Here is a 12,266-nt window from a genome sequence, read left to right as displayed (position 1 = left end):
CCGGATTCGTGACCGGACGGGAGGCCCGTGGCGACGCCGCCACGGGCCTCCCGTCCGTTCCGGGTCGCGCCGGGCGTCTCAGTCGTGCGAGCGGTCCGCCCGCGGCACGAGCGGCAGCGCGAGCACCGGCAGCGCCGCGACGAGCAGGAACGACCCGGCGAACCCGACCAGCCCGACCAGGGCGCCGATGCCCGGGCCGACCGCGCTCGCCGCGATGAACTGCCCGGTGTTCTGCGCGCCCAGGGCCCGGCCGGACCAGGCGGGGCCGGCGGCCTCGGCGACCGACGTGTACGCCAGGCCGTTGTCGGCGACCGTGACGCTCGTCGCCACGACGAGCAACACCGCGGCCGCGGGCAGGTGCGCGACGTCGACCAGGGCCAGCATCGCCATCACCACGGCGGCCGACACGGCGACCACCCGCAGCGGCCCGACCCGGGAGCCGACGTGGTCGCTCCACGAGCCGACCAGGATCCGGCCGATCGCACCGACGAACTGGGCGGCTCCGACCAGCAGTCCGGCTGCGGACGTCGACCAGCCGAGGGTGACCAGCCAGACCAGCCCGTACGTCGACAGGGTGAACTGCGGCACCACGAGCAGGATCGAGACGGCGTGGATCCGCCAGAGGAAGCCGGTCGCGCGGTAGGGGTTCGGGGTCCCGCCGGTCGTGCTGGTCGCGCCGGTCGCGCTGGTCGCGCTGGTCGGGTTCGACGTGTCGGCGGTGGGGGAGCGCTTCCGCGTCGGTCGCGGCGGGTCGGCGATCCCGAGCGCACACGCCACTGCGAGCACCGCACACAGCAGTACCGGCAGGACCAGCGCGCTGCGGATGCCCGACGCCTCGGCGAGCTGCGGGACCGTGACGGCCGCCAGGGTCACCCCGAGCGGCTGCGACATCTGCCGGATCCCCATCGCCAGGCCGCGCCGTTCCTTGGGGAACCAGCCGACGACCACCCGGCCGCTCGCCGCGTTCGTCGAGGCGCTGGTCATGCCCGCCGCCAGGAACGCGACCCCGAGCAGCACGGTGTCGTCGCCGGCCAGCCACGCGCCGGCGACCGCGAGGGTGGTGAGCACCAGTCCGCCCGCGATCACGACCCGCTCGCCGATCCGGTCGGTCACGGCGCCCCAGGCGATGAGCGTCAGGACCATGCCCGCCGTCGGGGCCGAGGCGAGCAGTCCGGCCTGCGCGAGCGACAGGCCGTTCGCGTGCAGGTACGGGATGAGCAGGGCCGGCGCCGTCACGACGAGGGTCCCGGCGGTCTGCGCCAGGACACCCAGTGCGAGCACCACCCAGGCGCGTGCAGGTGTCCGGACCACGCGCTCCCCGTCTCGACTCGGCTGGTGTACCGGAACGGTATACCAACACGCGTCGGACGGCACTACGCTGGATGCCCGTGACCGAACCGACCGACGCAGCACCCGTGTCGCAGACGGCCCAGCTCTACGACAACCTCCGCGCCGCGATCCTGACGCTCGACATCGCGCCCGGGGAACGCATCTCGGAGCGCGGGCTCGAAGCGCGTTTCCACGCCTCGCGCACCCCCGTCCGTGCGGCCCTGTCGCGCCTGGAACGCGAGGGGCTCATCCTGCACGAGGGGCGTTCGTGGACGGTCACGCCGATCGACCTCGACGAGATCGCCTCGCTCGCCGAACTCCGCGGCGTCCTCGAACCCGCCGCCGCCCGGCTCGCCGTGGCCCGTGCGCAGCCGGAGGCGCTCGCCGAGGTCCGCGGGCACCTCGATGCCCTCCGTCCGACGCCGGACCAGCAGGCCGGCATCACGATGGGGTCGACGTTCCACCTGGACCTGGCAGCCCTCGGCGGCAACCGGTTCGTCACCGACGCGGTGGCCGACGCCCTGACCCGACTCGAGCGCACGCGGTGGATCGAGGTCCGCACGCCCGAGGCCCGCGACGCCGCGTGGCAGGAGCACAGCGACATCCTCGACGCTGTCCAGCAGGGCGACGCCGACCGCGCGGCGGAACTGGTCGCCGCCCACGTCGCGGGGACGAACGACCGGCTGCTGGGCTTCATCGCCCAGGAGCGGCGTCGGCTCCGCGGCGCGGGCATGGCGATCGTCGGCGCGCCGGAGCGGCTGGCCGCCGGCGCCTGACGGGCTGGCCGCCGGCGCCTGACCGGCTGCTGGCGTGCGCTCGCTACTCGACGAGCGGACGCTCCTCCGTCCCGTCGAGCTGGGCGGTCACCCACGACAGGTGCGAGTCGTGGTCGTGGTCGAGGAGCGCGTCGCGCACCTCGGCCTCGTCGGTGGAGAGCCGGTACGCGTCCCTGCGTCCGGACGGAGTCGACTGTGACATCTGATCGTCCTTCCCACTGCTGGTGTGCAGGACCTGCCGACAGGGCAGACCCTGCTGATCCGGCTGACCGATCGCCCGGCCAGTCCCGGTTGGTCGGGCCAGTGTCGTCCTGCGCGCCCCGGTGCGCAAGACCCCGCCGTGGACCTGTGCAGAACCGACGCTGCCTAGGATGGTCGGCGTCGCCGGGCAGGCCGCCCGCGGCTCCGACCGCGACGGGAGGCACGGCGTGACCACGCAGGGCACCGCACCTCCCACGGTCTACGACGTCGCCTCGGCCGCGGGCGTCTCGATCGCGACCGTCTCGCGCGTCCTCCGCACCCCCGACGCCGTCCGCGAGGGCACCCGAGACCGGGTGCAGGCGGCGATCCGCTCCCTCGGCTACGTCCCGTCCGGCAACGCCCGCGCCCTGGCCGGACGCCGGACCGGCGTGGTGGGGCTGCTGCTGCCGGGGTTCGACGTCGTGCCGGACGAACGGCCGGACGTCGTCACAGACGGGGGTGTCCGCATCGTCGACGACCGTCGGCACGTGACCCAGCCGACGTCCTCGAACCTGTACTTCGACGAGGTCCTGCGGGGCGCCGAGACCGAGGCCTGGCAGCGCGGCCTGGCGCTCATGGTCGCGGCCGGTCGTGGTCCGTCGCGGGATGTCATCGTCAACGACGTCGCTGGCCGGGTCGACGGGTTGGCGGTCCTGGCGCAGACCGTGCCGGACGAGCTGCTCGAACACGTCGCCCGCCGGATCCCGGTGGTGGTGCTCGCCGACGACCGGCGCTCGCGCGGCTTCGACTCGATCAGCGTCGACAACGCCGCGGGCATGCGGACCCTCGCCGCCCACGTCATCGGTCGGCTCGGCATCCGGTCGATCGCATACGTCGCCGGGCCCGTCGACTCCCCGGACGACCAGGAGCGCACCGCCGGGTTCAAGCGTGCGCTCGAGGACCACGGCCTGGCGTCGGCCGCGGTCCGGACCGTGCACGGCGACTTCGGCCGGGTCCGGGCGCGGGAGCTCGCCCGCACCCTGCTGGACGAGCGGGTACCGCGGGCGATCGTCTGCTCGAACGACCAGTCGGCGCTCGGCGTGCTCGACGCGGTCCTGGCGCGCGGGCTCCGGGTGCCGGACGACGTCGTGGTGACGGGGTTCGACGGCATCGACGCCGGGCGGTACTCGGTGCCGCGGCTGACCACGGTGCACCAGCCGATGGGGGACCTCGGCCGCGCAGCCGTCCGGGCGATCGTCGACCGACTGGACCGCCGTGACGGTCCGCCGCGGGCCGTCCGGCTGCCCGTCGAGGTGCTCCTGCGCGAGAGCTGCCCGCCGTCGATCTGACGCACCACGCGCCGGAACCGATGACTTGCGCCGGGCGATGTAAGCGCATACATTGCTCCTCGTACCCACTCGACACGGAGGTCGACCGAGCAATGACGCTTCCCCCACAGCGCACCCCGCGGCGCACTCCGCGGCGCACCCCGCGGCACGCCCGGCGCACGCGCCTCGCCGTTGCCCTCGCCGGCATCGCGGTCGTGGCCCTCGCGGCGTCCGGCTGCAGCATCCAGGTCCGGTCCCAACCGGACCCGAGCATCGGCAAGGACACGATGCTCATCAACGCGGACCACGGCAACCCGCTGTTCGACCGCAACTTCAACCCGTACATCACGAACGCCCGCACGGCCTCGAAGTGGATGTACGAGCCCCTCATCGAGGTGAACCCCCTCGACGGCAAGCGGAACCCGTGGCTCGCCAGCTCGTGGGAGCAGCCGGACGCCAAGACGATCGACATGACGATCCGCAGCGGCGTCGAGTGGTCGAACGGTGACCCGTTCACGGCGAAGGACGTCGTCTTCACGTTCGACCTGCTGAAGAAGTTCCCCGCGATGGACGTCAAGGGCGCCTGGCAGCACATCGACACCATCGAGCAGCAGGGCGACCACGTCGTCTTCCACCTGAAGTCCGACGACGTCCCGAGCCTGACGATCATCGGCCAGACCTACATCCTCGGCGAGCAGCACTGGGGGAAGGTCAAGGACCCGACGACGTGGCGGGACCCGAACCCGGTCGGCACCGGCCCGTTCGTCCTCGGCAACTACACCGACCAGCAGTACTCGATGGACAAGAACCGTCGGTACTGGCAGGCGGACAAGATCGCGATCAAGCACCTCATCCTGCCGGCGACGAACACGCAGCTCGACACCGTCACGCGCGGCTACGACTGGTCGTACTCGTTCATCTCCGACGTCAAGGGCACCTGGGGTGCCGCGTCCCGCACCAACACGTGGTGGTTCCCGCCGGGGGGTGTGATCGGCCTCATCCCGAACCTGACGAAGGCGCCGTACGACGACGTCAACGTCCGCCGGGGCATCTCGCTCGCGCTCGACCGCGACGACATCGCCGAGACCGCCACCGAGGGCAACCTCAGCGCCGCGGCCCAGACCGGCCTGATCCTGCCGAACCAGGAGCGGTACGCCAACCCCGACATCCCCGACAAGGGCATGGTGAAGCAGGACGTCGCCGCCGCGAAGGCGTCGTTCGCGAAGTCCGGGTGGGTCGAGCAGGGCGGCAAGATCGTCAAGGACGGCAAGCAGCTCGCCATCACGATCACCACGGCGAACGGGTACGCGGACTGGCTCCGAGCCGCGCAGGAGGTCCGCCGCGACCTCACCGCCATCGGCGTCTCCGTCACCATCAAGGCCCCGCAGCCGGCCGGGTACCAGCAGGCGATCAACAACGGCGACTTCGACATGGCGATGGGCGGCATGGGCAACGGCGACGTGTACCAGGCGTTCAACTCGCTGATGTCGACCGAGTTCTACCAGCCCGTCGGCAAGCCCACGGTGAACAACTACGAGCGGTACCGGGACCCGGCCACGCAGCGCCTGCTCGACGAGTACAAGGCGACGACCGACACCGCCCGCCAGCAGCAGATCCTCGACCAGTTGCAAACCATCGTGTACGACCAGCTGCCGGTGATCGGCATGTACCACGGCGGACTCTGGGGCCTGTTCAACACCGGCAAGTTCGTCGGGTGGCCGAGCGCGAAGGACCCCTACATGGCCCCGCAGAACTACGACTCGGCGCCGCTGCTGATCTTCACGAAGCTGCGACTGCGTGACAGCGCTGCCGGCCGGGAGATCCTGAAGGAACAGGACGACGCCAAGTGAAGTACATCCTGCAGAAACTCGTCCTCTTCGTCCTGACCCTCTGGGCCGCGGTCACGCTGAACTTCGTGCTCCCGCGCCTCATGCCGGGCAGCCCGAGCGACGCGGCCCTGGCGAAGCTCAGCCAGAACGGCCCCGTCACCGACGCCACGCGCAAGGCCATCGAGGCGCAGCTCGGCGTCCCGACCGGCAACCTGTGGGACCAGTACGTCAGCTACCTGCACCAGGTCATCACGCTCGACTTCGGCACGAGCTACACGTTCTACCCGCAGCCGGTCGGCGACCTCGTCGGGAAGGCCCTGCCCTACACGCTGATCCTGGTCGGCGTCGTGACGATCCTGGCGTTCGTCCTCGGCACCCTGATCGGTGTCGGCGCCGCCTGGAAGCGCGGCACCTGGCTCGACTCGCTCCCCACCCTGTCCGGCTCGTTCATGTCGACGTTCCCGTACTTCTGGACGGCGCTGCTCCTGCTGTTCTTCCTCGGCTACGTCCTGCACTGGTTCCCGACCACCGGCGCGTACTCGGCGACGACCACCCCGGGCCTCTCCGGAGCGTTCGTGGGTGATGCCCTGCAACACGCGGTCCTGCCGGCGGTCACGATCCTGGCGACGAGCCTCGGCGGCTGGATCATCGGCATGCGCAACGCGATGATCAACACCCTCGGTGACGACTACGTCACCTTCGCCGAGGCGAACGGCCTCCGCGGTCGCACCGTCGCGATCCGCTACGCCGCCCGCAACGCGATCCTGCCGAACCTGACCGGCTTCGGCTTGGCCCTCGGCGGGGTGGTCGGCGGCTCGGTGCTCGTCGAGCAGGTGTTCGGCTACCCGGGCATCGGCTACCTGCTGTTCAACGCCGTCATCGGGCAGGACTACCCGCTCATGCAGGCACTCTTCCTGATGATCACCGTGTCGGTGCTCATCGCCAACTTCATCGTGGACGTGCTGTACGGCGTCCTGGACCCGAGGACGCGCCGATGACCACGATCGCAGTACGCACGCAAGAACCCGAACAGCAGGCCCCGTCCAAGCTCCGGTCCGCCGCCCGCCAGTTCGGCGTCGTCTGGTCGAACACCAAGGCCCGGATCGGCATCGTCATCCTGGCCGTGTTCGTCCTCGTGGCGATCCTGGCACCGCTCCTCGCCCCGTACGGCGCCAGCCAGAACGGTTTCGCCCGGTCCGCCGACGCGACGCCCGACCACTGGATGGGCACCACCGCCGCCGGCGAGGACGTCCTGTCCCAGCTCATCTACGGCGCCCGCATCTCGGTGATGGTCGGCGCGGTCGCGGGCATCCTGTCCACGCTCGTCGCCGTCGCGATCGGCCTCAGCTGGGGCTACGTCCGCGGCTGGATCGCCGAGGTCATCGGCTTCGTCGTGAACCTGTTCCTGGTGATCCCGGGCCTGCCGCTCATGATCGTCATCGCGGCCTACCTGCAGAACGGCGGGATCGCGGTCATCATCGCGGTGATCGTCGTCACCGGCTGGGCCTGGGGCGCCCGCGTCCTGCGCAGCCAGACGCAGTCGCTCCGCGGTCGCGACTTCGTGACCGCGGCCCAGTTCTCCGGCGAGGGCGCGACCCGCATCGTGTTCCGCGAGATCCTGCCGAACATGACGAGCCTGATCGTCGGCAGCTTCTTCGGGGCCGCCACGAGCGCGATCCTGGCGGAGGCCGGCCTGGAGTTCCTGGGCCTCGGCGACTCCTCGATCGTCAGCTGGGGCACGATCCTCTACTGGGCGCAGAACTCCAACGCGCTGCTCACCGGCCAGTGGATCCTGCTGTTCGCCCCGGGTCTCTGCATCGCCCTCCTGGCGATGAGCCTGACCCTCATCAACTTCGGCGTCGACGCCGTGTCCAACCCGCGGCTGCGCGAGGGCGCGCGCCCGAAGCGCAAGGAGGCGACCGCATGAGCGGCTCACGTTCCGCACCTCAGGACGGACTGGAGGCGCGTACCGGCGCCGCCACGGTCCTCCCGTCCGACGGTCCCACCGGATCCGCGACCGACGTCCTGCTCGACGTCCGCGACCTGTCGGTCGTCTACGAGTCGTCGGGGCAGACCGCCGTCCAGGCGGTCGACCACGTGTCGTTCTCGCTGCGGAAGGGCGAGTTCGTCGGCCTGGTCGGCGAGTCCGGGTCCGGCAAGTCGACGCTCGGCTACGCGCTGACCCGGCTGCAGAAGCCGCCGGCGCGGACCAACGGCGGCAGCATCGTGTTCAACGGCCACGACATCCGCGACCTCGGCGACGAGGAGCTCCGGCAGCAGCGCCAGGGCGGCTTCGCGATGGTGCTGCAGTCCGGCATGAACGCGCTGAACCCGGTGCGGACGATCCGCAACCACTTCATCGACGTCTTCAAGGCCCACGGCCACGTGCCACGCGAGCGCTGGGACAGCCGGATGAAGGAGCTCGTCGGCAAGGTGAAGCTGCCCGACTCGATGCTGGCGCGGTTCCCCGGCGAGCTGTCCGGCGGCATGCGGCAGCGCGTGTCGATCGCCCTCGCACTGTCGCTCGAACCGAAGCTCATGGTGTTCGACGAGCCGACCACAGCGCTCGACGTCCTGGTGCAGCACGCGGTGATGGACACGATCATCGAGCTCCAGCGAGCCGAGGGCTTCACGGCTGTGCTCATCAGCCACGACCTCGGCATCGTCCTCGAGGCGACCGAACGTGTCCTCGTCATGCACGAGGGCCGGATCGTCGAGGACGGAGGATCGCGCGAGATCCTGCGCGACCCGCAGGACGAGTACACGCAGATGCTGCTCTCGCACTACGCCGACCCGCGCGCCGCGGTCGTGAGCCTGCCGGGCTTCCCGGACCGCTCGCTCCGAGCCGAGGCCGGTGAGAAGCGACAGCAGGCGACGTCGTCGTTCAGCACGGTCGGGTCGCGGGAGCGCAGTGCCGCCCGCAACCCGATCGTCGTCGACCACCTCGTCAAGACGTACCCGGCGCCCCGTCGTGGCGAGCAGCCGGTGCAGGCGGTGCGCGACGTGTCGTTCACCCTCGAGCCGGGGCAGTCCCTGGCCCTCGTCGGTCAGTCGGGCTCCGGCAAGTCGACCATCGCGAAGCTGCTCACCGGCGTCGAGAAGCCGACGGGCGGCACCGTCCGGTTCGGTGACCTCGACGTCGCGAAGCTCGGGCGGCGGGGCATGCGGGACCTGCGCTCCGAGGTGCAGATGGTCTTCCAGGACCCGTACTCGGCGCTCAACCCACTGCACACGGTGGAGTACACGCTCACCCGTCCGGTCGTGAACTACACCGGGCTCCGTGGTCGCGATGCCCGACGCCGTGTGCTCGAGCTCCTCGAGACCGTGGGCCTGACGCCCGTCGAGCAGTTCGCGCAGAAGCTCCCGCACCAGCTCTCCGGTGGGCAGCGGCAGCGCGTCGTGATCGCCCGGGCGCTCGCGAGCGACCCGCAGGTGATCATCGCCGACGAGCCGGTCTCGATGCTCGACGTGACGCTCCGTGCCGGGGTGCTCGCGCTCCTCGAGGACCTGCGCGAGCAGTGGGGTGTCTCGCTCCTCTACATCACGCACGACCTGTTGAGCGCCCGGCTCATCACCGACGACATCATGGTGCTCCACGACGGCGCGGTGGTCGAGCGCGGTCGCACGGCCGACGTGCTGCAGCACCCGCAGGACGACTACACGGTGGCGCTCCTCGACGCCGTGCCGAACCCGCGGCGCAGACTGACGGCATGAACCTGCACGCGTTCCCCACCGTCCCGCCGTTCGGCCACCTGCCCACACCCGAGGGCGTCGACGTCGTCGGCATCGACCTGCCCGTCGGTCGGCTCACCGCCTACCGCGTCGTCCCGACGGGCCCGAGCAAGGGCGTCGTGCTCGTCGTCCCCGGGTACACCGGCTCGAAGGAGGACTGGCGCACCTTCATGCCCCTGCTCCGCGACGCGGGCTGGACCGCGGTCGCGATCAGCCGCCGTGGCCAGGCCGACTCGGCGGCACCGACCGAACCCCGGGACTACGCGCTCGAGGAAGAGGCCGCCGACGTCGTCCGGGTCGCTCGGCTGCTCGACGACGGCGCGCCCGTGCACCTCATCGGGCACTCGCTCGGCGGGGTGATCGTCCGCGCCGCCGCGATCCAGGACCCGAGCGCCTTCCGCGACGTCGTGCAGTTCTGCTCCGGGCCGTACGGCTGGCCGTACCGCAAGGTCGCCGAGCTGACGATCCTGCACGACACCGGCGGCAACCTCCGCCAGCTCTTCGACTCGACGAACCCGCTCTGGGCCTACCGTCCGGACGAGGAGCTGCCCGACGACGTCCGGATGGTCCGCGACCGCTTCGACGCCACGAGCCCCCTGAGCGTCGTCGCCGGCGGCCACATCCTCGAGGACCACACCGACAGCTCCGCCGAACTCCGCGCCACCGGGCTCCCCGTCCTCGTCACGCACGGGGAGTGGGACACCGCCTGGCCGATCCCGTGGCAGCGGACCATGGCCGAGGACACCGGCGCCGAGTACGTCGTCATCCCGGAGAGCTGGCACGGCCCCCAGGTCGAGAACCCCACCGGAACCGTCGAGGTCTTCGACACGTTCTTGAGCAAGCACTGACTCGTTCCGCCCACTGAAAGGCACCATCATCACTTCGCTGCACTTCCCCGACGGCTTCCTCTGGGGCGCCGCCACGGCCGCCCACCAGATCGAGGGCAACAACGTCAACAGCAACTGGTGGGTCCACGAGCACGAGCCGGACACCACGATCGTCGAACCCTCCGGCGACGCGGCCGACAGCTACCACCGGTACCGCGAGGACATCCGGATCGCCGCCGACCTCGGCCTGAACTCCTACCGGTTCAGCATCGAGTGGTCCCGCATCGAGCCCGAGCGCGGGTCCGTCAGCCGCGCCGAGGTCGACCACTACCGCCGCATGGTCGAGGCCTGCCACGAGTTCGGCATCGAACCGATCGTCACCCTCATGCACTTCACCGTGCCGCGCTGGTTCGAACGCGACGGCTTCTGGCGGGCACCCGACGCCGCCGACCTGTTCGCCCGCTACACCGAGGCCGCGCTCCCCGTCGTGCAGGACGGCGTCCGGTACGTGTGCACGATCAACGAGCCGAACATCGCGGCGATGCTCGCCGGTGGTGAGGACGCCGCGAACCTCGTCGCCTACGGTCTGCCGAACCCGGACCTCGGCGTCGCCGACGCGCTGCTGGCCAGCCACAAGCGGTCGCGCGAGGTCCTGGGACAGGTGTCGGGCCTCCAGACCGGGTGGACCATCGCGACCCAGGCGTTCAAGCCGACCGACCAGCCCGGGTCCACCGAGATGCTCCGCGAGTACGGGTACCCGCGCGACGACTGGTACCTGGAGCAGTCCGCCGGCGACGACTTCGTGGGCGTCCAGGCCTACACGCGCACGTTCATCGGCACCGACGGGCCGCTGCCCGTCGCGGACGACGTCGAGACGACGCTGACCGGCTGGGAGTTCTACCCGGAGGCCGCCGCCGACGGCATCCGCAGCGCGTGGGAGCTGTCCGGCCACGTGCCGGTCATGGTCACCGAGAACGGCATCGCCACCGCCGACGACACCCGCCGGATCGCCTACACGCAGGGCGCGCTCGAGGGAATCCACCGCTGCATCGCGGACGGCATCGACGTCCTCGGCTACCAGCACTGGTCGCTCCTCGACAACTACGAGTGGGCGTCCGGTTTCCGGCCGACCTTCGGTCTCGTCGCCTGGGACCGCGAGACGTTCGAGCGCACGCCGAAGCCGTCGGCGCACTGGTACGGGCAGGTCGCGCGGGCGAACGCGCTCTGAGGCGCGGCGGGGGCCGGCCGGGAGGCACGGCTCGCCTCCGACTCCCCGGTCACGTCGTCGACTCGGCCGGGTGTCGTGTCTCAGCTGTCGATGTCTGGGCTGTCGGTGTCCTGGCTGTCCGAGTCCGGGCTGGCGGTCACCGGCGTGGCGGTGTCCGTGTCAGTGTCGGTGGCGCGTCGGTCGGTCTCGGGCGCGACGTCGTCCGGCGCGTGGCGGACGCGTTCGGTCAGGAGGGTCGCGACGCGAACGGATCCGCGTTCGTGCGCCAGGTCGAGAGGTGTCCGTCCCTCGGCGTCCGGCAGGTCGGCCCGCGCTCCGCGTCCGAGGAGCAACTCGGCTGCGGCCGGCCGATCGAACCACGCGGCGGCGTGCAGTGGCGCGAAGCCCCAGCGGGCGTCGATCTCGTCGACCCCGGCAGGCTCGCCGACGAAGCCGTCGAGCGCCATCGCCAGGCCACCGACGTCACCGTGCGCGGCGGCCCGCACCGCGGGGGATGCCCAGTCCGCCCAGCCGTCCGCCATCGGGCCGTGCCAGCCGTGGTCGGGTCGGGCCTCCAGGTCGCCCCAGGCGGACTCGTCGACGCTGCGGACCTCGACGGCGACGTCCTGGAAGACGACCGCGACCTCGCCGGTGGGGGAGACCAGCAGGCGCAGTTCCCACCCGTCCGGGCCGACGTGGGCGAGTTCGCCACGGAGCACGTGGACGTCGCCGGCCAGGAGGTCGAGTGCAGCGGTGTCCGGCGGATCGAGCGTCACGGCGTGGAAGCGCAGCGTGACGCGGGCGTGGTTCCACCGTCGCCACAGTCCCTCCGGGGTGTCGAGCACCTCGTCGTTGCGGACGACCACGACCATGCGCAGGGTCTCGCCGTCGAGGTCCCAGGACTCGAAGCGTGCCTCCCCCCACTGCACCGCGGCGAGAGCGGCCACGGTCGGCGGCGCGTCGAGGACCAGCCGGCTGAGGTGGTCGCGGTACCCGTCGACGTCCTCGAGGGACACGAAGCCCACACTCGGCCAGCCCAGGTGACTCCATCGCACGGG

The 12,266-nt window shown here is 71.3% G+C and carries 11 protein-coding genes; 8 read left to right on the top strand and 3 right to left on the bottom strand.

Annotated elements, in window-relative coordinates; genetic code table 11:
• Window positions 1-78: 78 nt before the first annotated feature.
• Entirely contained in the window at window positions 79-1,311 is a 1,233-nt protein-coding gene (locus tag QL987_RS04155) for an MFS transporter (protein ID WP_290156409.1), read from the bottom strand.
• Window positions 1,312-1,388: 77 nt separating this feature from the next.
• Here QL987_RS04155 and QL987_RS04150 point away from each other — a divergent pair, with 77 nt between their 5' ends.
• A complete protein-coding gene (locus QL987_RS04150; RefSeq protein WP_258376765.1) occupies window positions 1,389-2,105 on the top strand; it encodes a GntR family transcriptional regulator in 717 nt (238 codons plus the stop codon).
• 43 nt (window positions 2,106-2,148) lie between these two features.
• Here QL987_RS04150 and QL987_RS04145 read toward each other — a convergent pair whose 3' ends face one another.
• Complete coding sequence (locus tag QL987_RS04145) at window positions 2,149-2,307, bottom strand: hypothetical protein (RefSeq protein WP_181439329.1); 159 nt, start codon at window positions 2,305-2,307, stop codon at window positions 2,149-2,151.
• A gap of 169 nt (window positions 2,308-2,476) precedes the next feature.
• Here QL987_RS04145 and QL987_RS04140 point away from each other — a divergent pair, with 169 nt between their 5' ends.
• From QL987_RS04140 to QL987_RS04110, 7 genes are all read left to right on the top strand, one after another.
• The gene (locus QL987_RS04140; protein ID WP_111075854.1) at window positions 2,477-3,634 is read left to right on the top strand and encodes a LacI family DNA-binding transcriptional regulator; all 1,158 of its coding nucleotides are present in this window, start codon (window positions 2,477-2,479) and stop codon (window positions 3,632-3,634) included.
• A gap of 92 nt (window positions 3,635-3,726) precedes the next feature.
• The gene (locus tag QL987_RS04135; protein WP_260497415.1) at window positions 3,727-5,463 is read left to right on the top strand and encodes an ABC transporter substrate-binding protein; all 1,737 of its coding nucleotides are present in this window, start codon (window positions 3,727-3,729) and stop codon (window positions 5,461-5,463) included.
• Window positions 5,460-6,440 (top strand): ABC transporter permease, encoded by a 981-nt coding sequence (locus tag QL987_RS04130; RefSeq protein ID WP_290156408.1) that lies wholly within the window; start codon window positions 5,460-5,462, stop codon window positions 6,438-6,440. The genes QL987_RS04135 and QL987_RS04130 overlap by 4 nt, the downstream gene beginning before the upstream one ends.
• Window positions 6,437-7,369 (top strand): ABC transporter permease, encoded by a 933-nt coding sequence (locus QL987_RS04125; protein WP_111075856.1) that lies wholly within the window; start codon window positions 6,437-6,439, stop codon window positions 7,367-7,369. The genes QL987_RS04130 and QL987_RS04125 overlap by 4 nt, the downstream gene beginning before the upstream one ends.
• On the top strand, window positions 7,366-9,156 hold the full coding sequence (locus tag QL987_RS04120) for an ABC transporter ATP-binding protein (protein WP_290156407.1): 1,791 nt from the start codon (window positions 7,366-7,368) through the stop codon (window positions 9,154-9,156). Before QL987_RS04125 ends, QL987_RS04120 begins: the two co-directional genes overlap by 4 nt.
• On the top strand, window positions 9,153-10,022 hold the full coding sequence (locus QL987_RS04115; RefSeq protein ID WP_290156405.1) for an alpha/beta fold hydrolase: 870 nt from the start codon (window positions 9,153-9,155) through the stop codon (window positions 10,020-10,022). The genes QL987_RS04120 and QL987_RS04115 overlap by 4 nt, the downstream gene beginning before the upstream one ends.
• Window positions 10,023-10,059: 37 nt before the next feature.
• Entirely contained in the window at window positions 10,060-11,229 is a 1,170-nt protein-coding gene (locus QL987_RS04110) for a family 1 glycosylhydrolase (protein ID WP_290156431.1), read from the top strand.
• An 80-nt stretch (window positions 11,230-11,309) separates the two neighbouring features.
• On the opposite strand, the gene QL987_RS04105 is transcribed toward QL987_RS04110, so the two are convergent.
• Window positions 11,310-12,263 (bottom strand): ankyrin repeat domain-containing protein, encoded by a 954-nt coding sequence (locus tag QL987_RS04105; RefSeq protein ID WP_290156404.1) that lies wholly within the window; start codon window positions 12,261-12,263, stop codon window positions 11,310-11,312.
• Window positions 12,264-12,266 lie beyond the last annotated feature (3 nt).

Origin of the sequence: Curtobacterium sp. APC 4022 (genome assembly GCF_030407555.1) — a bacterium.
Lineage (GTDB): Bacteria > Actinomycetota > Actinomycetes > Actinomycetales > Microbacteriaceae > Curtobacterium.
The sequence above is the reverse complement of the archived record's forward strand: the minus strand, read 5'-3'. Positions and strand labels throughout refer to the sequence as shown.

Excerpts from the sequence above, each read along its gene's own strand:
- QL987_RS04145 (WP_181439329.1), bottom strand. The coding sequence starts at position 2,307 with ATGTCACAGTCGACTCCGTCCGGACGCAGGGACGCGTACCGGCTCTCC.
- QL987_RS04140 (WP_111075854.1), top strand. The coding sequence starts at position 2,477 with ATGGTCGGCGTCGCCGGGCAGGCCGCCCGCGGCTCCGACCGCGACGGG.
- QL987_RS04135 (WP_260497415.1), top strand. The coding sequence starts at position 3,727 with ATGACGCTTCCCCCACAGCGCACCCCGCGGCGCACTCCGCGGCGCACC.
- QL987_RS04125 (WP_111075856.1), top strand. The coding sequence starts at position 6,437 with ATGACCACGATCGCAGTACGCACGCAAGAACCCGAACAGCAGGCCCCG.
- QL987_RS04120 (WP_290156407.1), top strand. The coding sequence starts at position 7,366 with ATGAGCGGCTCACGTTCCGCACCTCAGGACGGACTGGAGGCGCGTACC.
- QL987_RS04115 (WP_290156405.1), top strand. The coding sequence starts at position 9,153 with ATGAACCTGCACGCGTTCCCCACCGTCCCGCCGTTCGGCCACCTGCCC.